19 protein-coding genes are annotated in these 19,899 nt (G+C 60.3%); 7 read left to right on the top strand and 12 right to left on the bottom strand.

The window, feature by feature from the left end; all coding sequences use genetic code 11:
- Together HY852_RS16430 and HY852_RS16435 are read right to left on the bottom strand one after the other, a co-directional pair.
- On the bottom strand, window positions 1-2,322 hold the full coding sequence (locus tag HY852_RS16430) for a VWA domain-containing protein (RefSeq protein ID WP_291605829.1): 2,322 nt from the start codon (window positions 2,320-2,322) through the stop codon (window positions 1-3).
- Window positions 2,319-3,119, bottom strand: coding sequence for a CbbQ/NirQ/NorQ/GpvN family protein (locus tag HY852_RS16435; RefSeq protein ID WP_291605830.1), 801 nt, complete (start codon window positions 3,117-3,119; stop codon window positions 2,319-2,321). The genes HY852_RS16430 and HY852_RS16435 overlap by 4 nt, the downstream gene beginning before the upstream one ends.
- Window positions 3,120-3,818: 699 nt before the next feature.
- On the opposite strand from HY852_RS16435, the gene HY852_RS16440 reads away from it, so the two are divergent.
- Window positions 3,819-4,211, top strand: a complete 393-nt coding sequence (locus tag HY852_RS16440) for a hypothetical protein (protein WP_291605831.1) — start codon at window positions 3,819-3,821, stop codon at window positions 4,209-4,211.
- 27 nt (window positions 4,212-4,238) lie between these two features.
- On the opposite strand, the gene HY852_RS16445 is transcribed toward HY852_RS16440, so the two are convergent.
- From HY852_RS16445 to HY852_RS16460, 4 genes are all read right to left on the bottom strand, one after another.
- The gene (locus HY852_RS16445) at window positions 4,239-5,711 is read right to left on the bottom strand and encodes a glycosyl transferase family protein (RefSeq protein ID WP_291605832.1); all 1,473 of its coding nucleotides are present in this window, start codon (window positions 5,709-5,711) and stop codon (window positions 4,239-4,241) included.
- A 3-nt stretch (window positions 5,712-5,714) separates the two neighbouring features.
- Window positions 5,715-6,842: a non-hydrolyzing UDP-N-acetylglucosamine 2-epimerase gene (wecB, locus tag HY852_RS16450; protein ID WP_291605833.1), complete on the bottom strand. Its 1,128-nt coding sequence runs from the start codon at window positions 6,840-6,842 to the stop codon at window positions 5,715-5,717.
- A 288-nt stretch (window positions 6,843-7,130) separates the two neighbouring features.
- A complete protein-coding gene (locus HY852_RS16455) occupies window positions 7,131-8,150 on the bottom strand; it encodes a hypothetical protein (RefSeq protein WP_291605834.1) in 1,020 nt (339 codons plus the stop codon).
- Window positions 8,151-8,439: 289 nt separating this feature from the next.
- The gene (locus tag HY852_RS16460; protein ID WP_291605835.1) at window positions 8,440-8,703 is read right to left on the bottom strand and encodes a hypothetical protein; all 264 of its coding nucleotides are present in this window, start codon (window positions 8,701-8,703) and stop codon (window positions 8,440-8,442) included.
- A 170-nt stretch (window positions 8,704-8,873) separates the two neighbouring features.
- On the opposite strand from HY852_RS16460, the gene HY852_RS16465 reads away from it, so the two are divergent.
- The 3 genes from HY852_RS16465 (at window position 8,874) to HY852_RS16475 (ending at window position 11,336) form a co-directional block, all read left to right on the top strand.
- Window positions 8,874-10,331 carry an undecaprenyl-phosphate glucose phosphotransferase gene (locus tag HY852_RS16465; protein WP_291605836.1) on the top strand — a complete coding sequence of 486 codons (1,458 nt, stop codon included), beginning with the start codon at window positions 8,874-8,876 and terminating at the stop codon, window positions 10,329-10,331.
- 327 nt (window positions 10,332-10,658) lie between these two features.
- Complete coding sequence (locus HY852_RS16470) at window positions 10,659-11,033, top strand: H-NS histone family protein (RefSeq protein ID WP_291605837.1); 375 nt, start codon at window positions 10,659-10,661, stop codon at window positions 11,031-11,033.
- Between the two features lie 57 nt (window positions 11,034-11,090).
- A complete protein-coding gene (locus HY852_RS16475; protein WP_291605838.1) occupies window positions 11,091-11,336 on the top strand; it encodes a hypothetical protein in 246 nt (81 codons plus the stop codon).
- Window positions 11,337-11,612: 276 nt separating this feature from the next.
- Here HY852_RS16475 and HY852_RS16480 read toward each other — a convergent pair whose 3' ends face one another.
- The 5 genes from HY852_RS16480 to rfbA form a co-directional block, all read right to left on the bottom strand.
- On the bottom strand, window positions 11,613-12,050 hold the full coding sequence (locus HY852_RS16480) for a VanZ family protein (RefSeq protein ID WP_291605839.1): 438 nt from the start codon (window positions 12,048-12,050) through the stop codon (window positions 11,613-11,615).
- A 220-nt stretch (window positions 12,051-12,270) separates the two neighbouring features.
- The gene (locus HY852_RS16485) at window positions 12,271-12,432 is read right to left on the bottom strand and encodes a hypothetical protein (protein WP_291605840.1); all 162 of its coding nucleotides are present in this window, start codon (window positions 12,430-12,432) and stop codon (window positions 12,271-12,273) included.
- Window positions 12,433-12,483: 51 nt separating this feature from the next.
- Window positions 12,484-12,711, bottom strand: a complete 228-nt coding sequence (locus HY852_RS16490; protein WP_291605841.1) for a hypothetical protein — start codon at window positions 12,709-12,711, stop codon at window positions 12,484-12,486.
- A gap of 271 nt (window positions 12,712-12,982) precedes the next feature.
- On the bottom strand, window positions 12,983-14,047 hold the full coding sequence (gene rfbB, locus HY852_RS16495; protein ID WP_291605842.1) for a dTDP-glucose 4,6-dehydratase: 1,065 nt from the start codon (window positions 14,045-14,047) through the stop codon (window positions 12,983-12,985).
- Window positions 14,048-14,073: 26 nt separating this feature from the next.
- Window positions 14,074-14,949 (bottom strand): glucose-1-phosphate thymidylyltransferase RfbA, encoded by an 876-nt coding sequence (rfbA, locus tag HY852_RS16500; RefSeq protein WP_291605843.1) that lies wholly within the window; start codon window positions 14,947-14,949, stop codon window positions 14,074-14,076.
- Between the two features lie 102 nt (window positions 14,950-15,051).
- Here rfbA and rfbC point away from each other — a divergent pair, with 102 nt between their 5' ends.
- Both rfbC and rfbD read left to right on the top strand, forming a co-directional pair.
- The gene (gene rfbC / locus HY852_RS16505; protein WP_291605844.1) at window positions 15,052-15,606 is read left to right on the top strand and encodes a dTDP-4-dehydrorhamnose 3,5-epimerase; all 555 of its coding nucleotides are present in this window, start codon (window positions 15,052-15,054) and stop codon (window positions 15,604-15,606) included.
- Complete coding sequence (gene rfbD / locus HY852_RS16510; RefSeq protein ID WP_291605845.1) at window positions 15,606-16,499, top strand: dTDP-4-dehydrorhamnose reductase; 894 nt, start codon at window positions 15,606-15,608, stop codon at window positions 16,497-16,499. Before rfbC ends, rfbD begins: the two co-directional genes overlap by 1 nt.
- Here the strand turns inward: rfbD and HY852_RS16515 are convergent.
- On the bottom strand, window positions 16,489-17,475 hold the full coding sequence (locus HY852_RS16515) for a glycosyltransferase family 2 protein (RefSeq protein ID WP_291605846.1): 987 nt from the start codon (window positions 17,473-17,475) through the stop codon (window positions 16,489-16,491). The two genes, rfbD and HY852_RS16515, sit on opposite strands and share 11 nt — an antisense overlap.
- 140 nt (window positions 17,476-17,615) lie before the next feature.
- Here HY852_RS16515 and HY852_RS16520 point away from each other — a divergent pair, with 140 nt between their 5' ends.
- Window positions 17,616-19,889, top strand: a complete 2,274-nt coding sequence (locus HY852_RS16520; protein WP_291605847.1) for a hypothetical protein — start codon at window positions 17,616-17,618, stop codon at window positions 19,887-19,889.
- Window positions 19,890-19,899 lie beyond the last annotated feature (10 nt).

Consider the following 19,899-nt stretch of genomic DNA (forward strand, 5'->3'; position numbering starts at 1 on the left):
TTAGCGCCGCGCCAGCCTGAAATAGAGCTCGGAAAGCCGGCCGGGAAGGTCCTCGACTCGGTGGACCATCATCGTGTTGCCGCGTCCGAAAATTCGGCTAGCGGCCTGCGTGCCGAGCTTGCCGAGTACTATGCCATAGGCATCGATGCCGGCCGCGTGCAGACCGACCGCCGCGCGGCGCGCGTCCTCGATCAGGTCGAGCGGATCGGAAACGTCGACGTCCGATGGCTCGCCATCTGTCAGTACGATCACCAGCTTGCGGCCGGATTGCGCCTTGCCGATCACGTGAGCGGCGTGGCGCAGCGCAGTTCCGAGCCGCGTCGACAGGCCCGATTTCAGGCCGGCCAAGCGCGCCATGCAGTTGCGGTCGTAGACCTGAGCGAACGACTTGATCGTCGTCATCTTGACGTCTTCGCGACCGTCGGAGGCGAAGGCGAGCAGACTGAAGGGGTCGCCGAGCCTGTCCATGGCCTCGGCAAGAACGGCCACCGCCAGCCGTTCGACGTCGAGAACGCTGGCGCCGGAAACGAGCCGGTCACGCGTCGATTCGGAAATGTCGACCAGGAGCAGCGCGGAAAGATCGCGGAAGACCGCCGTTGACGAGCGGAACACGCGCGGATCCGGCTTCTCGCCGGTCCGGAGCGCAATGCCGGCATCGAGCAGCGCGTCGATGTCGAGGTCGTGCCCCTCGTGTTGCCGGTTCAGCCGGATGGTGCGGCCGATCTTGACGCCCCGTACCAATCGGCCGACCCGGTTGCGCAGCACTTCCGCGCGATCGAGCGCCTCCTCGATCTGGCGGGGATCGCCGAGGTGAGAAGGAACCTCGCGGACGACGGTCCATTCTGGACGTTCGATGCCGTGCTCGCGATCCCATTCCGGGTATTTGGCGATGACGACACCGCGTTGATCGGGCGCAGCCGGCCGGGCGCTGCCGAGCGATTCCTGTTTGGCCTCGAGATCGGTTTCGACGTTGTCGCTGTCCGACGTTTCCGCCTTCTCGATCCGGACGGCTTCGGCAGGCACTTCGACGGTCTCGCCGGAAGGCGGCGCGTCCTCGCCGAAATCCCACAGCCCCAAACCATCGTCGCGATAGATCGGCTCGACCACATAGGTTTTGGCGTTGAACTGCACCCGCATCTGGCCGAGGTCGTTGCCGAGCAACATGCCGATCTCCCGGCTGATGGAGGGATCATCGATTCGCGGCAGGGCTGCGCCGAACATGGCGCGGCCCTTGGCAACAAAACTGTTGTCGTCGGCATAAGTCGGATCGAACAACGCCCGCGACAGCCGCGCCAGCAGGGTTGGTGCTGCGGCCACCCCGGATGGCGTCACCACATGATAGGGCCGCCACAGGCGCCTGAGTCCCGGCAACTGGCGCATCGCCAGCATCTCGATGCGCGCGTCCTCGATCAGATTGATCAGCGCAATCTGCAACGGTTTCAGCTTGCCGACCGGAAACGGATAGCGACCCAGAACCAGGTGCGCCTGCGCATGCGCCGCGGCGGCGCGGAACAGGGCACGGGCGGCGTCATCCCGTACGCCGCGAAAGGTCTCGGGCATCCGGATCACGGGACCGGCGATCGAGACGCGCCGCTGTGGCGCATGGTTGTTGTCGGCGGGCAGCGTGCGCAACAACGGGCTCCGGCCCCACAGTGCGGTGACGAAGGCTCTGAGTTCGACCTCGGCTTCCAAAAAGGTCACGGTGCCGAAATCGCGCGTGATCAGGCGCTGCGCGAGTTCGTCGCGCAGCGAGAAGAAGGCGGTCCTCCGCGCCTTGTTGCCGGACGTCGCACGCAGGCCGGCCGTGACGAAGTTCTCGAAGGCATCGACGGTGCCGGGGGCGACGATCTCCGCCATTCGGCTTGCCACCAGCGTGATCGACTCCGGAGCTTGACGCGCCAGTGTCTCCATCGCGCGCCACCAGCGCGCCAGCGCCGGACCGCTGCCGAACCTGTGGCCTGCGACGGGCACGGCCTTGAGCGAGGCGGTCGCCGCCTGCGCGCCGGCGGAACGGCAGATCTCGGCGGCCGTTTGCGCGGCCGCCAGCAGCGGCCCAATTCCCCGGTCGCCGGCCGCAAGTCTGCTGAAGTCCCAATAGGCGATCAGGCAAGCCGGTCCGGCGTTGACGTGCACGAGCGCGAGCACCGCGTTGGCCCAGGCCTCCAGTGCGTCGCCGTCGAAATGACGCACCAGATCGTCCCACGTGGCGCGAAACGCCGGGCGCAGCGCCTCACGCTGGCGCATTAAGAGATGAAGCCGGTGTCTCGCGCTCTCCTCTTCGGAGGCGACCACGTGCAAACCGGCCGGCTGCTTGGCGTTCACGGCAGGCAGGCCTCGATCGCGTCGTTGAGCGCCGAGCGGATGTCCGGATTGTCGGTGATCGGCAGCACGATGCTCGACTGCACGGCCGCCGCCAGCGGCAGGCCGGCACGGATCATGCGGCCGGCATGGATCAGCATGCGCGTGGACGCACCTTCGTCGAGGCCGTGGCCTTGCAGGTTGCGCGAGCGCTGCGCAATGGCGACCAGGATAGAGGCAAGTTGGTCGTCGGTTCCGCTCTCGCGGACGATGATCGCAGCCTCGGTAGCGGGCGGTGGATAGCCGAAATCGATCGCGATGAAGCGCTGCTTGGTCGATTCCTTCAGATCCTTGACCGCACTTTGGTAGCCGGGATTGTAGGAAATCGTCAATTGGAAATCCGGATGCGCCGGCACAATCTCGTTGTGCTTTTCCAGCGGCAGGATCCGCCGCGCGTCCGTCAGCGGGTGAATCACCACGGTCGTATCCTGACGGGCTTCGACGATTTCGTCGAGGTAACAGATCGCGCCATGGCGCACCGCGAGCGTCAATGGGCCGTCATGCCAGACGGTGCCCCCGGGCTCGAGCAGATAGCGGCCGACAAGGTCTGCGGCGGTCATGTCCTCGTGGGCCGCGACGGTGATCAGCGGCTTTCCGAGGCGCCAAGCCATATGTTCGACGAAGCGCGTCTTGCCGCAGCCGGTTGGTCCTTTCAGCATCACGGGCAGGCGCTCGGCGTAGGCGGCTGCGAAGGTCTGGATCTCGCTGCCGAGCGGCTCGTAGTAGGGTTCGGTCGTGATCCGGTAAGCGTCGAGATTCATAGCGTCCTCCGCGGAAGGCGAAGGAGCAACTTCTCGAGGCGAGCGCCACTGTCCCTTCGCACATGGGTGTGGCAGCCGTTGCCGAGAGAAACACGCTGCGGCATCGAAGCGTGCGGGGTAGGCGCGCCGGAGGCGCCTCGAATGCGATTAGACCCCGAAACCGGCTCAGACACAAGTCGGAACGTCGCGAGGCCGTGCACGCCGCAAGCGGCGATGTTCGCAGGGTCTTGCGTCGGCACAGTCGAGCGTAACTCGGTTTCAATGAAAGCGCCGGCTCAACCGCCTTCTCGAACCGACGCCAGGCTGAACCTCTAAACTGCGCAGAGCATCTAAACCTGCTGTGGGCCGACGCGGCAGCGAGCCCTGGGGAGAGGACGGCGTCGCGGCCCCGCTTTCCAGATATCGAGCAGGAGATCTGGCGATCGCTGCGGGCGGCGGTCCGCACCAGCCACGCCTGAAGTCGAATTCCGTTAAGACTGCTCTAGCCTGTTGATGATGCGTTCGCTCAACGAAAACGCTTGCGGAACATAGTTGCCTCCTCTGCGTTTAACCGACTCCACGGCCTTGAGAAGACTTCCTGCATTCCGAAGCGCGTCGTTAAGAGGAGGTTATTCATACGATCGACCGACCTTGTCGGTCATCGCGAATAGAGGCGAGTACATAAAACTCTAACCATTCGTTTGAGCCGCCCGAAACGGCTTGCTTGTTCAGATGCCCCCTGGAGCCCCGGAAGAGGCTCGGACGGGGGCGTTAATGTTTACTCGCAATAGTCTTGCCACGGACTTCGGGAACGCCCCGAACAGGGACGCCGTCGACGGATTCTCCGCGATTGCGGCCGCCCTTGACGAAGGCTTGGGCGATGGCCCGAGCCTTTACGGACAAAAGATCGTCGACGCCATAGCGATTGGCTTGGGTTGGCTGGTGCTGGTTGCCGTCATCCTCTACCCCGCCTTGCAGCTCGCCGCGATCGCAATTTGTGTCGGCTTTTTGGCTGGCCGCTCGATCCTGCGATTTGTGGTCAGCGCGATCTGGCCAGCTTGTCCCGCGCAACTGCTCCCTTCACAGTCGGCCAAGACGATTCAGCTCGTTTGAGGCAAACCCCGTCAGCGAGGCTCTTCGCTAGGGGGACTGCGGCAGGTCGATGTCGCTCATCTGGATCGGATAGGAGTGGTTTGTCTTGTCCCACACCAGTGGCTTGCCGGACAGGCGGTGGCCCGCATAGATCCTGATCGCACGCCAGGTCGCGAAGAAGTTGACGAAGTTGCCGACGACAAGTCGTGGCGCTGACATCAACGCATGGCGGAAGTTGTAGATCATCCCGGTAAATACCATCCGGTTGACGAGGCGCCATACGAGAAAAGAGAAGGTGATCAAGAACAGCATCTTGACCCAGTTCGAGGACAGCAGCGTGTAGTTGAGCTGCGAGTTCGGATCGAAGAACCATCGAAACAGCTCGAACAGGACCAGGTTGGCCATGGCGAAATAGGCCAACATGACCGCCGGACTGGTTATGACACCCTTTCTGTCGCGCGCCAGGAAGTATTTCGTGCCCAGCGTGCCCTTCCACCCGATCTCCTGCGAGCCCTGGAACACAATTCCCAGCAGCCATCGCGCTCGCTGTCTATAGGCAGCCTCAACTCCGGAAGGAAAGAACTCGCGCGTCGCGATCGGCAAGGGCCGACGCACGATGCCGGGGCTGTTCTTGTCGATGTCAATGTCGATCGCGTAACTCGCGGGATAGGCGATGAAGGCGGATTTGAAGCCCAATTCCGAAACGCGAAAGGCGATGTCGTAGTCTTCCGTAAACGAAGATGTCCGGAATGCTTCGCCCTGGTTCTGATCAATGAGGTGAAGAATGGCTTCCCGGCTAAAGCAGGCCGAGACCCCCGCGCACGGAATGACGCCGCTGACCCGCTGCCGAACCTCCAGATCCTTGGTGTGCATTTCGGCAAACTCGTCCATGTAGAGTCCGGAGACCATCGATAAAATCGGACGAGAGAAAGAATAGACCGGCAGCTGAACAAAGTCGTAGAGGTCGACCAGCTTGTTGAACAGCTTCAATTCCAGCGGGTGGATCAGGTCCTCGGAATCGTGCATCACCATGCCGGCGAATTGAATGCCCTGCTCGGCCTCGAACATGAAAATGTCGGAGGTGATCTGGTTGAGGCAGTCCGCCTTGCTGGTCGGCCCGTCGCGCGGTACCAGGACCATATGGATGTTGGGGTAAAGGCTCTGCGCTTTGCGGATCTCTTCCTGGGTGAGGGGATCGTTCAGATAGACGCCGACGAAATAGTGCGCCTGGCGATAGCGGAGCAGCCGCGAGTTCGACGACAGCATCGAGAAGATCACCTCGTGCTCCTTCCAGCACGGGATCATGATGGCAAACGGCCGCTCCGGAATTTGTTCGAGCAGCTCGATGGTGGGCAGCTCGGCGGACCTCGCGTTGGCCGTGCCCAGCAACCTGCTGGTCCAGTACAGCAGATCGACGAGGAGATCATCGAAGCTGGAAATGGCGATGATGATGCCCGCCACCAGCATCATGATTTCGATCCAATAGAGATATTGGGCGGTGAGGGAGGTCAAATGGGCCATCACTTACGATGCGTACTGAAGCTGAAGGAGGTGTGCGGGTTCGGGGTCGGACGCGCCGGTGAAACGCCGGTACAGCGCGTCCACGATCCGCTTGCTGGCGTGTCCGTCGCCGTAGGGAAACACCGAGCGGGCCATTTTGGCGTATTTCGCCGGTGAATTGCGGAGTTCGTAAAGCGATTTGAAGACGGCATCGCGCGAGGTGCCGACAAGCTCGACCACGCCGGATGCGACCGCTTCGGGGCGCTCGGTGACGTCGCGCAGCACGAGGACGGGCTTGGCCAGTGCCGGCGCCTCTTCCTGAAGCCCGCCGCTGTCGGTGACCACGCACCAGGCGTTTTGGATCGCCGCCACGATGTCGCGATACCCGAGCGGCTCGACCAGTTGGATTCGGGGATGGCCGGACAGGATTTCATGCGCGGCCGAGCGCGCGTTCGGGTTCGGGTGAACCGGAAAGTAGACGGCAAGGTCCGGCGTGATATCGACGAAGGCCCTGATGGCCGCGAAAGCATCCCGCAAGGGCGAGCCGAAATTTTCCCGCCGGTGGGCCGTCAGGAGAATCGTCCGGTTCGGTTCAAAGCCGGGCGGCGGCGCCGGCTTGGTTGCGGCCACCTCCAGCAGCGAGTCGATGACGGTGTTGCCGGAAAGCAAAATGTTCTGCCTGGGCACGCTTTCCCGGAGAAGGTTTTGCGCGGCGGCCGAGGTTGGCGCGCAGTGCAACGCTGCCGAAACCGCGATCGTCCGGCGGTGAAACTCTTCGGGAAAGGGCGCGTCGAGCGCGGCGGTGCGCAGACCGGCTTCGATGTGAACGAAGGCAATCCTGCGGTAGAAGGCCGCCACCGAGGCGGCGTAGGCGGTGGTGGTATCGCCTTGAGCCAGAACGCAGTCCGGTTTCTGATCGGCAAAAAAGCGGTCGAGCCGGCGAATGAGAGAGCTTGCCAGCTGGGCCGGCCCGTGACAGGCGGCGCGATGGCGGATTGCAAGATCGGGTTTAAGACCGAACTCGGCCAGTGCGTTGTCGAGCAGATCCGCCTGCTGGCCGCTGGTCACAATCCGGACCCTGGCCCACTGGGCGTTACGCAACCGACGAATGATGGGCGCGAGCTTGATCACCTCGGGGCGGGTGCCGATCACAAAAGCAAATGTTCGAACAGGAACTGATCGTCGAAATTGATCTCTGCGTGGGTGATGCATTCAAACGCCTCAAAAAACCAACTATGGTCGGCGTCCTCGGATTTATCGGGTGCAGAGAGAGGAGTTTGCCGACTTTAGATAAAGTTAATCAAGAAAACAGCTTAAACTGATGTGGCAGCCCCGACAATTGATGTTTCGGAGTTTTCCAGCCACTTGGCCCGATTGGCCGGAATTGCGCCAATTAGGGTAAATCCCCCAGCCGTTCGCGATCGAGCTCAAATCTCGTACCTAGCCGTCACCTTTGTCGCGCCACACGCTCGCCTCGTAGCCGTCGATCACTTGCGAGGTGTGGGTGAACTCTTCCAAATGGCGCAGCGGTTCGATGATTTTCCGTGCGACCAGAACGGTGTTGGGCTCGGCGTATTTCTGCATATGACCGGCCACATCGATGACGCGGTCGGAAATCGTCTCCAGCGGGGTGGCATCGTCGAAATAAACGACCCCGGCGTTGACGCCGCAGCGGACGGCAAAATCGGCCTTCGATAGCTTCACTTCGCGGTTGAAGACCTTCAGGCCCTTGATGACGTCCTTGCCGGCCTGGCAGGCGTCCTCGACGTGGGCAAAGCAGGCCATCACGCCGTCCGGCGTCCAGGCGCTCTTCAGCACGCCGCGCGCCCGGAAAATGCGCTCGACCAGTTTTCGGTATTCGGCAAAATCGTATTGGATGGAGGCGGGATCCTCGCCGGCCTTCATCGCCGCGGATCCCACCACGTCGATGGCGAGAAACGCCACTTCGCGACTGAAGGAATCCAGCTTCCGCTTGGTCTCGGCGAACACCTGCAAGAGTTCCTGGCGGTTCACATTGCTGCCGCTTTGGGCTGCGCGCAGCGTATTCTCCAGCTCGAGATCCAGCTTCGATCCCGGCGCGATGTTTTCTTTCTTGCGCCAGGCTTGGGCGGATTTCCGGAGCAGGCGCCGGTTGGAGGCAAGCTGGGCCCGGTAGGCCAGCGAGCCGGAAAACATCGTCAGCAGTACGGAAAGTCCCACCAGTATCCAGTCCGAGCGATCGGCGCCGGCGATGTTGGTCGGAATGAACCGCTGCAGGACGGGAACGGACTTCTTCAGAATGAAGTCGCGGCCATCGAACAAAATGGCCGAAAAGGCCGCGCCCTTGGGATTGTCGAACAAAACGAACAGCTTTGGCGCGAGCAGGACGATGATGAGGCCGAGCGTCGCCAGCCCAAGCAGTCGTCTGATTCCGAATAGTAACCGCACCCCCAAGCTGGGCGCTGCCTCGCGATTGACCACGTATCTGTCCCCTGGAAGAAAAATCTAGGCCGGTAGTGACATCCATTGTCAGATATAGCCTGTCGCCGACAATTTGCGCAAATTGCCTGGTAAAGCTTGCGCGTAGCGCCGGTGCAGGGGGCGATCCCTGATCTTGCTGTGGCGCACCCGGCCGCGACCGGAGGGCAGGGCGGAAGCCGCCGGGCTCCGGTGTCCGGGAAGCGATCCTGACCGGTACAGGTGACCGGCAAGTGCGATCGCGAACCGGGGATTGCGCCGGTTTGGCCGATGCAGGCCGGATTGGGTCGCGCTAGACCTGTCTGGATTGGCCGAGATTAAGCCGCGCCAGCAGCTGCGCGTAGGCTTCGCGCGCCGTCAGTCCCATCATGTAGCCGGCCTGGCAGAAGATGATCGGCAGGACGGTTGCGACGGCGCTGTCGATCAGGCTTTCCCCCGCGACCAATGACGAGGCCACCACCGCGCCGCCTCCGAGCAGGGTCGCCGGCAAAAGGATGAAGACGTTGAAATGGAGGCCCAGATAAATGCCGACAGCGCCGGCGATAAGTGGCAGCATGGGTACTCCGAACCGGGGCGCCTTGGCGCCAGTACCGAGATTAAATGTTGCGCTGCACCCTGCGCGAGTTTATCGTGCGGTCGTTAACGAAGAGTTATTTTGATCGTTGGCGGCGAGGCCACTTTGTGGTTCCTCTCGCGAAAGTGTTAAACGCGTGCTGGTGAATTTCGATGTCAATCGGGTCGGATATTCGCGACAAAGCGGGCCAGGCCGACCGCGCGTTCACTCCGCGGACCTTTTCCAGCGCTGCCATCCCTTATCTGCTGTCGACGACGGACGCCCTGGTCATCGTGTTGGCGAGCCTGAGCGGCGGAATTATTTACCAGTGGTCATTCGGCACCCCGATCCCGGACTTGCTGGCGCACTGCGCCGTAGGCCTGCTCGCCAGTTTCATCCATATCCTGCGCATGAGCGGAAGTGGCTACTATGACTTTCCGGATTGTGCCAAGCCGCGGGTCGAAATCACCGAAATCCTCGTTTGCTGGTTCACCACCGGACTCCTGCTGGCCTTCTTTGCCTTCCTCTTGAAGGTCGGCGTCGAATATTCGCGTGGCGCGTTCATCCTGTTCTACTTCATGGCGCCGGTCGGGTTGCTGGCGGTGCGCAAGGTCACCAAAGTTGCCGTTGCCTCGGCGCTCGCCCGAGGGGGCATCGGCCGGCGAGACCTCGTCCTGGTCGGCGACTACGACGAGATCGCGGCGCTCGAACGCCCGGACCTTCTGGCCTTCTTTGGCGCGACCGACGTCAAGCATTTCGCGCTGAGCCGGGAGGAAAATCCCGACGCGCGTCAAGCCGCCGACACTGGCCTGTTCGACATGGTTGCGAACTTCATCCGGCTTCACAACTGCAAGGAGTTGCTGGTCGTATTGCCTTGGAGTGATACGGCCCGGATCGAATTCATTCGCGATCAGATCAAGAGCTTGCCGATTGCCGCGCGGCTGTTACCCGACATGCGGGTTCGCTCGTTGACGAATTATGCGTCTTCGGCGCGGCAGCGGGTGCTTGCGATTGAAATCCAGAGAGCGCCGCTAAGCCCGGCTGAGCGCCTGGTCAAGCGGGGTATGGACCTTGCGGTCGCTCTGCCCGCTTTGATTCTCCTGTTGCCCGTGTTCGTCCTGACCGCGGTCGCGATCAGGCTCGACAGCCAAGGTCCGATCATCTTCCGGCAGCATCGCAAAGGCTTCAACGGCCAGCAGTTCGTCATGCTGAAGTTCCGGACGATGAAGGTGATGGAGGACGGGGCTCAAGTCGTTCAGGCGATGCGTGAGGATCCCAGGGTTACTTCCATGGGAAGGCTGCTGCGCGCGGCGAGCATTGATGAATTGCCCCAGCTGATAAACGTCTTGAAGGGCGACATGTCCCTGGTCGGGCCGCGGCCGCACGCGCTGGCGCATGACGACTATTTCGAGACCGTGGTCGGCGATTATGCGTTCCGCCACCATGTCAAACCCGGTATCACCGGCTGGGCGCAGTGCAACGGGGCGCGGGGCGCGACGCCCTCGGTCGAGGACATCGCCAAGCGGGTGACGCTCGATCTGTGGTACATCAACAACTGGAGCCTGTGGCTCGATATCCAGATCCTGATCAAGACGCTGTTCGAAGTCGTGCGGAAGCGCAACGCGTACTGACGCCACGGGGGTTCGGATTGGATGCCGGGCAACATCGTTGTCCCGAAAGGCGGGTTTCGAAGTCGACCAACCCCGGTTAATTTGAGTTTTGGTTGCGGCAAGGTCCGCCCGTAATCGTCAACCCCGATTAAGCTTGTCCGTCGTTTCGGTCCGGTCCGAGCTTTCCCATCGTTTTCCGGAGCTCAGAATTGGATCTTTTCAGCGCCAATTCGCCAATTGGTGCCGGTTGCGGGAGCTTTGTTGCTTGACTTGGATTAATTCGGACTGGCAGAAATTAAAGGGGCCAGCGAATCACCCGTCATAGCGGGATGACATGACGAGGGCGTGATGAACAACAAGAAGGTGAACCTCGAGGGCATGTCCATCGACGAGATGTGGCAGCTTCACGAGGAGATCGGCCGAGTTCTGTCAGTACGCCTTACTTCCGAGAAGCGAGAACTCGAAAAACGGCTGGCTCAGCTCCGCCGCGAAAAGGAAGTGAGGCTCGGCGAGCCGATCGAAGGTGTCCGGAGAGAGCGCCGCAAGTACCCGCGCGTGCACCCGAAGTACCGGAATCCGGAGGAACCTTCACAAACCTGGTCGGGCCGGGGAAAGCAGCCGAGGTGGCTTGCCGCGGCGCTCAAGACCGGCCATTCGCTCGACGAGTTCGTGATCGCAAACCAGGAGACGGCCAAAGGCACTTCCCGTCGGAAGAGCCTGTAGCAGCCGGCGAGCATCAGCGGCCTTGTTTCGGCTGGCGGTTTCGCGTTGGAGGTCCGCATGAGATCGTTTTTTGGCGGTGCGATTTTGGTGCTGTTGTTGGCCGGGAATGCCGTCGCGGAGCCGGTCATTCTGGTCAACGGCAAATTGCGGGTCGCTGATGCGGCGACTGACGCGTGCCTCGCCAATTGCGCGACGCAGAACGAAAGCTGCAAACGCGTGTGCCCGATGACGCTCAGCACGCCCTGCATCAGTTCGTGCGACAGTCAGGCCCAGACCTGCCGGCAGAGTTGTCAGGGCAGGTAGGCAGGAGAGCTGATAAGCGGCGTCAGCAGGCTCCGCGGATCCTCGATACCAGACCCTCTAGAAAAGGCACGCCAGCTGCTCTGGCGCTAGCGTATGCGGAGGGGCGGGGTACGAGCGCCAGCGAGAATGGCGTCGCGGCAGCGGGGCTGGCCGCGGGAGGGCAACAATGGAGTGATGGTTAAGGGGTAATAAAGCAGCTTTGCCGAGATCTCTCGATCTGATCTGTTTGCAGGCGGGGCCCAATGGCGCGCCGGAACCGGGGTGTAGGTCCCCCGATCAGCAGTGGGACGAACCGGATTTTGTCGGTCTGCCCGCTGAATTCTCTCTGGCTCGCCGAATGCCCAGGATGATCCTTGCGGCGGCGATACCGAGCGCGCCGGCAGCGACCTTCTCCACGGCGTCGGGCCACGTTCCATGACGGTCCGGTGTCAGGGTTTGCAGGATCTCAAGAGCGGCTGCCCCTCCGAGCACCACGGCGCAAACCAGGATGAGGCGGCGCGGATAGGCCAGGGCAAAGAGCGCGCCAAGCGCCGCAAAGGCCAGGACATGCTCGACATGAGCATAGGCTTTCATCTGTGTGTGCAGCATGAATGGCTGCAGCTTGTAGTAGATCGCATAGACGAATTTGGAGTGAGTCAGCGTGCCGTACACGATCAGCGCGACCAGGATCCACGCTGAAGCGGCGATCATCCTGTTAATGGTCTTGCGGCTCATGAATTGGATCAGACGAAGCCCTTCCCGCGACCTAGAAGACTAGCGCACCGCGCTGTTGAACAAGGATCTGTTCCGTGTCCCTCCTCACTCGGTGAACTACGTCGCTTTCTCTTGCTGCGCGGGAACATGACTGCAGCTTTCCTCGCATCGAACCTTGGCTCAGAGAGAGCAAAACCCATAAGGAAATGGCAACGCTCGCACGCAACGATGGCGACGAACATCAATGCACGGAACGCCGCCCGCTCTCCTTCTGCTGGGTCAGCTTGGACTGGGTCTGCGAGATCGCCTCGCGCAGTTTCAGGACTTCCGCGTAACGGATGCTCAGCGACTTGGGGGCAGGTTGACCTGAGCTCGGCTTCGGATTCTGTCGTCGACGCTTCACTTTGAACGTACTCCACGCCAAACTGCTTCAGCAAAACAGGAATGTTTTTGTTCAACTTTTACGCGAAGGCAAGCTACTGAGTTTCAGCAAGAACCTCAACGGAAGTTCCCGGTTAAGCTTGATGCAGCCGAAAAAGGTTAAATCGGGAACTGGAAGATTAATCCGGGCGTTGCTGAGGAGTTCAAAGAAAACGCCGAGCGCTACACGGCTCAAAATGCTCTGAGCTGGCGGCTCGATCCTAATGCCGCAGCCGAAATCGAAGCCCGCCTTTCGGCTCATGGCTTCGACCGGCTCTCCATAAGCATGGAACCTATCTGCAGGCAAGAGAACAGTACCTGCTGTTTGAAGGGCTCATGAACTCGGCCTATCTTCACAGAATGAACCTGCTCCGAGGGATCATGGCCGCCGTCGTGCAAAGGCGCTGAGCACGCTCAGCAGCGGCCCGAAATGAATGGGGCCCCTTAATCGCAAAGCCTCTAGAACTGGCATTTAGCCCAACTCGCCCCTAACGTCTCCGTTTTGGCTCAAGGCTCGCGTATTGAGAGCCTTCCTAGCCGGTTCCAATGCGTGTCTTTTGATAGCCGCGATGCAGGATCGCTTGCCACCAATGACGGTTGTCGCAGTACCAGCGGACAGTCTTGGCCAGTCCGGTTTCAAAATTCTCTTCAGCTTGCCAGTCCAGCTCGCGTTCGATCTTGGAGGCGTCGATTGCGTAGCGGCGGTCGTGACCAGGTCTGTCGGTGACGAAAGAAATCAGTCGTCGACGAGAGCTCTCCTGTCCGGGGGCGATTTCATCCAGGAGATCGCAGATGCTTTGGACGACGTGGAGGTTGGTTCGTTGGTTGCGGCCGCCCACATTGTACGTTTCGCCAACCACGCCTCGTTCAAGCACAAGTGTAAGCGCTCTGGCGTGATCTTCGACGAAGAGCCAATCACGTATGTTCTGGCCGTCGCCGTAAACGGGCAAGGACTCACCCGCAAGACCCCTGATGATCATGTGCGGGATGAGCTTCTCAGGAAAATGATAAGGCCCGTAATTATTCGAGCAATTCGTTACGATGGTGGGCAGCTCATAGGTCTCCCGCCAGGCGCGGACCAGATGGTCGGAAGATGCCTTGCTGGCCGAATAGGGCGAATTGGGAGCATAGGCGGTCTGTTCGGTGAAGAGACCCTCTTCGCCCAGTGATCCGAAGACCTCGTCAGTTGAGATATGCAAGAAACGAAACTGAGCGCGGCGTTCGCGCGTGAGGGATCGCCAATGCCGCAGTGCTTCCTGCAGCAGGTTAAATGTGCCGACGATGTTCGTCTTGATGAATTCGGCGGGACCGTCGATCGAGCGGTCGACGTGGCTCTCCGCGGCGAGATTCATCACCGCGTCGGGCTGGTATTTTTCGAACAGCTTGCGAAGCGCCTCCGGCTCGCAGATGCATTGATGCTCGAACGCGTAATTGGGATTCGCGGCCGCTCCTGGCAAGGAAGCCAAGTTGGCGGCATAGGTCAGCTTGTCGATGTTGACCACTCGGGCGCCCGTGTCGCGCAGGAGATGGCGTATCACCGCCGAGCCGATGAATCCGGCGCCGCCTGTGACAAAAACCGTGAATCCCGCAAAACGCACTAACCAATTCCTTTAACTGAAGCCATTCAGGCGATGAACGACCTGGCGACGGATTTCAGATATTCGCCATAGCTGCTCTTGGCCGTCATCTCGGCCAGCCGGTTGAAAGCCTCCAGCGAGATGTAACCCTTCCTCAATGCAATCTCTTCCGGACACGCAATACGCAGACCTTGCCGCTGCTCTAGGATCTGAACGAAGTGGCTTGCTTCAACAAGGGAGGCATGGGTGCCGGTATCGAGCCAGGCAAAGCCACGGCCGAGGACTTCGACGAAGAGGTCTCCTCGTTCAAGGTACGCCTTGTTGACATCGGTGATCTCGATCTCGCCGCGTGCAGAGGGGCGAACATTTGCGGCGATGTCGAGCACGTCGTTATCGTAGAAGTAGAGGCCGGTCACGGCCACGTTGGATTTGGGATGCTTGGGCTTTTCCGAGATCGACCGGGCCTTGCCCGAGACGTCGAGCTCGATCACGCCGTACTGCTCGGGCGTGTTGACGGCGTAGCCAAAGACGGTTGCACCGGTGATGCGGCCGGCCGCTTTCGCCAGCATTTCCGGCAAACCGTGTCCATAGAAAATGTTGTCGCCCAGGATCAGAGAGACGGAGCTGTTGCCCACAAAATTGCGGCCAACAATGAATGCGTCCGCCAGCCCGCGCGGCGTTTCCTGGGTGGCATACGAGAACTGCAGCCCGAGGTTGGAGCCGTCGCCCAAGAGGCGCTGAAACAGGGGCTTGTCGGTTGGGGTCGAAATAATCAGAATTTCCCGAATTCCCGCCAGCATCAGCGTCGACAGCGGATAATAAATCATCGGCTTGTCAAACACCGGCAACAACTGTTTGGAAACAACTGTCGTGACCGGGTAGAGGCGAGAACCGGTTCCCCCGGCGAGAATAATGCCCTTCATAGCCCCTCACAGATTTACCAATGGGAAAGTATCAAATAGTGTGCGTCGCACAAGTCTGGTATTTCCACACGGTAAATGGCGTTTGGTCGCGGAATCTGCCGCATGCGAGTGGTTGTAACGGAGCTAAACGAGGTTTTGATCGTGGAGCCGCAGCTGTTCGGCGATCAGCGCGGCTTTTTCCTCGAGAGCTATCAGCTGAAGCGCTACGCGGAGCACGGTATTGCGCGGCCATTCGTTCAGGACAATCTGTCGCGCTCGGGCTGCGGGGTGGTCCGCGGGCTTCATCTTCAGAATCCCCTGACGCAGGGAAAGCTTGTCAGCGTCTTGAAGGGCAGGGTGCTGGATGTTGCGGTTGATGTTCGCCTCGGAAGCCCCACGTTTGGCCGTCATGTTGCTGTTGAACTGAGCGACGAAAACCGCCGGCAATTGTGGGTCCCGCGCGGCTTCGCGCACGGCTTTGCAGTTTTGTCCGAAGCGGCTGATTTCTTCTACAAGTGCGACGAATACTATAGTCCCAAGGACGAGATTGCGGTGAGATGGAATGATCCCGCATTGGGCATCGACTGGAAGGTTGCGAGCCCCGCGCTCTCAGCGAAGGATGCCGCAGCTCCCCTGCTTGCCGACGTCAAGAACCTGCCGCTCTACGGACAGGTTTGATGCGCATTCTTCTGACCGGAACGAGCGGGCAGGTCGGGGGCGCCTTGCTGCCGCTGTTGCAGCGAAACGACATTGTTCTTGCTCCGAAGCGCGATGAGTTTGACCTATCTCGACCCGAAACCCTGACCGAGAGGCTTGCGGCCCTCAAGCCGGATCTCATCGTCAATCCCGCGGCCTATACGGCGGTCGACCGGGCCGAGGATGAGCGCGAACTTGCTTTCCGGGTGAATGCCGAAGCGGCCGCCGTCATGGCGCAATGGGCGGCGCAACACGGCGTGCCTTTGATCCACTTCTCGACCGATTATGTCTTTGACGGCTCGGGCACCGAGCCCTGGCGTGAAGACAGCGAGCCGCGCCCGCTGTCCGCCTATGGCGCGAGCAAGCTCGAAGGCGACAGCGCGATCATCGCCGCGGGCGGTGCGCATCTGATCGTCCGTACGTCGTGGGTCTATGCTGCGAAGGGCACCAACTTCCTCAATACCATTGTGCGTCTTGCAAAGGAGAGAGAGGAGCTTCGCATCGTCGCGGACCAGGTCGGGGCGCCCACCTCTGCCAGTGTGATTGCGGATACCATTTCGGAAATCCTGTCCGCGAGAAGATCGGATCTCGGCCGCGCGTTCGACCAATGCAAGGGCGTTGTGAACGTGGCCTGTCAGGGCGAGACAAGCTGGCACGGTTTTGCCGCGGCCATCGTGGCGGGGCTCGCATCCCGCGGCGCAGCCTTGAACGTCAAGCGCATCATCCCGATCCGAACGGATGAATTTCCAACCAGGGCAAGGCGCCCGGCGAATTCCAGGTTGAGCCTTCAGCGCCTGTGCCGCGAGTTTGATGTGAGCCCGATCTCGTGGGATCAGGCGATCGAGCGTGAGCTGGACCTGATGACTAACGCTTAGGGTTTTGCGGCAACTTGACGTCGGTCACGCGGAAGCCCTTGGCAAAGACGCTGTGCCGGATCGAGTCCCAAAGGAGACGAGGCGGCCTGTTGTCCACCTTTCCGGACAGCATGGTCCTCGCGCGCGACAGGCAAAGGCCCGAGATGGTGGCTAGATCGGCGAGGGCAGCGTAGGCCGGGCCGTGGTTCTTGAGGAAGTATCTGCGCCGGGCGTCCAGCATATAGCCTGGCAGCCGCCGGGGAGTGCGGTTGACGCCGGTCGATTGGCCGACAAGATGAACCACGCGGCTCGACGGCACATACCAGGTCGGCCAGCCCTTCTTCCTCGCGTTAAAGCAGAAATCAATATCATCGAAATAGGTGAAGAAGCCTTCGTCCAGCAATCCGACATCATCGAAGACTTGACGCCTGACGATCATGCTGGCGCCGGCGACCCAGTCCGTGAGGATGGGGTGATCGACCACCGGGGGGGCGACGATCCAGCGCTCGAGCAGCTTGCTCACCACGCCCAGCCTGAGCGTGCCCTCCAGTTCGCTCAGTGGCGATTGGAAGCGGAACGCCGATCGCTGGGGTGTCCCGTCCGGATCCTCGAGGCGGCTGCCTGCGATGCCGACCTTCGGGTTCTGGTCCATGAAGTCGACCAGGGCCTTGAAGGCGTTGGGGCGAACGATCGTATCGGGGTTCAGCAGCAGGACGTATTGCGGCGGCTCGGCCGATTGCAGCGCCGGGCGAATGACGACATTGTTGCCGCCGGTGAAGCCGAGATTGACATCCTGCGCCGTCAACGAACACCAGGCCTGCCAGCCATTGGCGGTGATCGCGAGCTGGATCTTTTCGGCCGAGTCGTCGCCCGTGCCGTTCTCGCAGACCACGACCCGCGTGCCCGGCACGCTCGCGATCTCCGCCGCCACCGAGTGCAGGCAGTCGACCACGAGGTCCGCGACGCGGAAGTTTACGATGACGACTAATAGTTTCATGGATTCGGATATACTGCTGCCGGAAAGGCATTGAATAGATTAATAGCTAACCGCGATCCAGAGCCAGCGGGCAGAAGAATGCCTGTAAAGCTTGATCGGTTTACCCGATCAAGCTTTACTTTCTCTTGTGGGGTAAATCGATGTCCAGCCTGTTGAGCCGTCGTGAGTTCCTGGCTGCAACGTCTGGCGCTGCTCTTGCGGGGATTGACCCGCAGTTGGCGCCGGCACAGTCGAACAAGAGCCTTAGTTCAACTCACCACGGTAAGCTGCAGGTAAATCTCTGGATTCCGAGCTTGTTCGCCGATTTCCCCCTCATCGATATCTTCAAGCTGAGTGATCGGTTTTGGGAGGTGCCGGGGGCGAAAGAAGACTTTTACGAGCTTATCGGAGAGAACGGCTATCCGACGAGGATGGCAAACGGCGCGTCCTTCTATCAGACCTATTGCATCGGCTATCTGACCGCGAACGACAACTGGGTAATAACGTGGGAAGGGGCTGGCTCCGTTACAATTGGTGGGCCAACAGCAGGCGTAAGCTACGCCCTTGTCTCTAAGGCATCTAACAGGCTCGAGTACTCAATCACGTCGTCGGCCCTGGCTTTCGGCACCGGCTTTCGACTTATCGTTCGTATAACTGGCATCACGAGACCGATTTCGAACATTCGCATTTTTCGGAAGAGCCACGAGCCGCTCCTCAGTGCGGGTCAGAAGTTCAACCCGGATTTCCTGGCGCTGTATCGAGGGATGGGACGCATTCGATTCATGGATTGGATGTACACCAACGTCAACCCGATCGCGCGCTGGCAGGATCGTACAACGGAGCAGAGCTGGAATTGGCTCGGATACAATTTCCATCCAGCAAGCTACGCCGGGACTTGTACCCGCTCTGGAAGCTCCTATCGATCAGCACACGCTATCTCTGGTAATCCAGCGAAATGGGTGAACGGCCAGATGATACAATGCGTGCTGCCCAGTCCACCGGTCTTTGTCAGTATAACAGCCTTTGCGAACGGACCGAATCCGACTATCACCGCGCAAGGTCACGAACTGCAAACCGGAGATGTGGTCTCGTTCCACTCCATGCCGGGCAGCTTTCTTGCTCCGACCCCCACCTTCCCAAACCAAACAGAAGGGAAGTTTTTCACCATTTCCGTGATCGATGCAGACAACTTCGTCGTGAATGGCCTCGATAGCAGTAAGTGGGGCGCCTACACCGGAGGCGGCTTCGTCGCTAAGCAGGTCACGCTGTCAGTTGGCGCATTGCCAACGAAACCGGTGCTATCGAATGTGCTCGGCAGCGTTGGGAGAATAACGCTCACATCCAATGCAGGCTCGCTGTTTACGCTGGTGTATGACGAAATCGCGGATGGATTGTCTCTCGCAGTGGGGCCGACGGCGGCTGGTGTCCCGTTCGGCCTTAGTGTGGAGACGCTGGTTGATCTTGCCAATGAGCTGAAGGCCAGTCCGTGGTTTTGCGTCCCAACTTATGCTGACGATGACTTTGTCAGACAGTTCGCAACTTACGTCAAAAATAGGCTCGATCCTGAACTCGTCGCCAGCTTCGAATATTCCAATGAAGTCTGGAACGTAGGATGGGGCCTGATCCCGACGGGCGCTTGCCAGCAGCGGGCTCAGCGTCTGTGGGGTATTCTCGGTATCGACGGGTACAACAATTACTACGGGTTCCGTGTTGCCCGGATTATGTCGATCGTTTCCGATGTCTTTGCCGGCCAGATGCATCGCGTCAACAGAGTGATGTCGGTCTTCACTGCGGCTCCCGGCGGAGGGCAAAAGGTCTCGCGATTTCAGGCGCCTGCAGCAAGACTCGACCATTCTCCCACCAGTTTTATTGATTCGATCGCTATCGCGCCTTATCTGGAATCCAATCGCGCCAATACGGCAAACACTGAATTCGTTGCGGCCTACAAGGCCGGCGGCGCCGCGGCAGAAAGCGCGTTGCAATGGCTCGACAACAAGCTGCGCACCAACAACGGCGATAAGGGATCTGCCTTTACGTTGGATTATTGCACGAGCGTCTTGTTTCCGGCTTGGAAAGCTATCGCAAACTCGCCGGCACCCGGAACTGGCAGCAAGAAGCTGTGCATGTATGAAGGTGGCTGGGGCTACATTCCTAGATTGGAAAAGCTGTTCGGACCCAATCCCTACGGGGGAGTAACCATCTCTGAGGCCGACGTACTGGGCTTTTTTTCCGGATACTATGCAAGCAAGTACTTCGCTCAGACACTCTCAGCCTATCTTGAAGCATTCACCCGGGCAGGAGGAGAGTATCCGAGCCAGTATTGCCTTGTTGGGGGGTGGGGCGCAGGGGGGATGTGGGGGGTCATCGCACCAAACATGTATGCCACCAGAACGCCCGCGTATTTCGTTCTTGCTGATTTTAATTCACAAACGTGATAACGGTCTC

It is taken from the genome of Bradyrhizobium sp., from assembly GCF_016213215.1.
In the GTDB taxonomy this organism is placed as follows: domain Bacteria; phylum Pseudomonadota; class Alphaproteobacteria; order Rhizobiales; family Xanthobacteraceae; genus Bradyrhizobium.

What these genes read in the sequence shown, in the direction of transcription:
- HY852_RS16435 (WP_291605830.1), bottom strand. Translation starts at nt 3,119, where the DNA reads ATGAATCTCGACGCTTACCGGATCACGACCGAACCCTACTACGAGCCG.
- HY852_RS16445 (WP_291605832.1), bottom strand. Translation starts at nt 5,711, where the DNA reads ATGGCCCATTTGACCTCCCTCACCGCCCAATATCTCTATTGGATCGAA.
- HY852_RS16460 (WP_291605835.1), bottom strand. Translation starts at nt 8,703, where the DNA reads ATGCTGCCACTTATCGCCGGCGCTGTCGGCATTTATCTGGGCCTCCAT.
- HY852_RS16465 (WP_291605836.1), top strand. Translation starts at nt 8,874, where the DNA reads ATGTCAATCGGGTCGGATATTCGCGACAAAGCGGGCCAGGCCGACCGC.
- HY852_RS16470 (WP_291605837.1), top strand. Translation starts at nt 10,659, where the DNA reads ATGAACAACAAGAAGGTGAACCTCGAGGGCATGTCCATCGACGAGATG.
- HY852_RS16475 (WP_291605838.1), top strand. Translation starts at nt 11,091, where the DNA reads ATGAGATCGTTTTTTGGCGGTGCGATTTTGGTGCTGTTGTTGGCCGGG.
- HY852_RS16480 (WP_291605839.1), bottom strand. Translation starts at nt 12,050, where the DNA reads ATGAGCCGCAAGACCATTAACAGGATGATCGCCGCTTCAGCGTGGATC.
- HY852_RS16490 (WP_291605841.1), bottom strand. Translation starts at nt 12,711, where the DNA reads ATGAGCCGAAAGGCGGGCTTCGATTTCGGCTGCGGCATTAGGATCGAG.
- rfbA (WP_291605843.1), bottom strand. Translation starts at nt 14,949, where the DNA reads ATGAAGGGCATTATTCTCGCCGGGGGAACCGGTTCTCGCCTCTACCCG.
- rfbC (WP_291605844.1), top strand. Translation starts at nt 15,052, where the DNA reads ATGCGAGTGGTTGTAACGGAGCTAAACGAGGTTTTGATCGTGGAGCCG.
- rfbD (WP_291605845.1), top strand. Translation starts at nt 15,606, where the DNA reads ATGCGCATTCTTCTGACCGGAACGAGCGGGCAGGTCGGGGGCGCCTTG.
- HY852_RS16515 (WP_291605846.1), bottom strand. Translation starts at nt 17,475, where the DNA reads ATGAAACTATTAGTCGTCATCGTAAACTTCCGCGTCGCGGACCTCGTG.
- HY852_RS16520 (WP_291605847.1), top strand. Translation starts at nt 17,616, where the DNA reads ATGTCCAGCCTGTTGAGCCGTCGTGAGTTCCTGGCTGCAACGTCTGGC.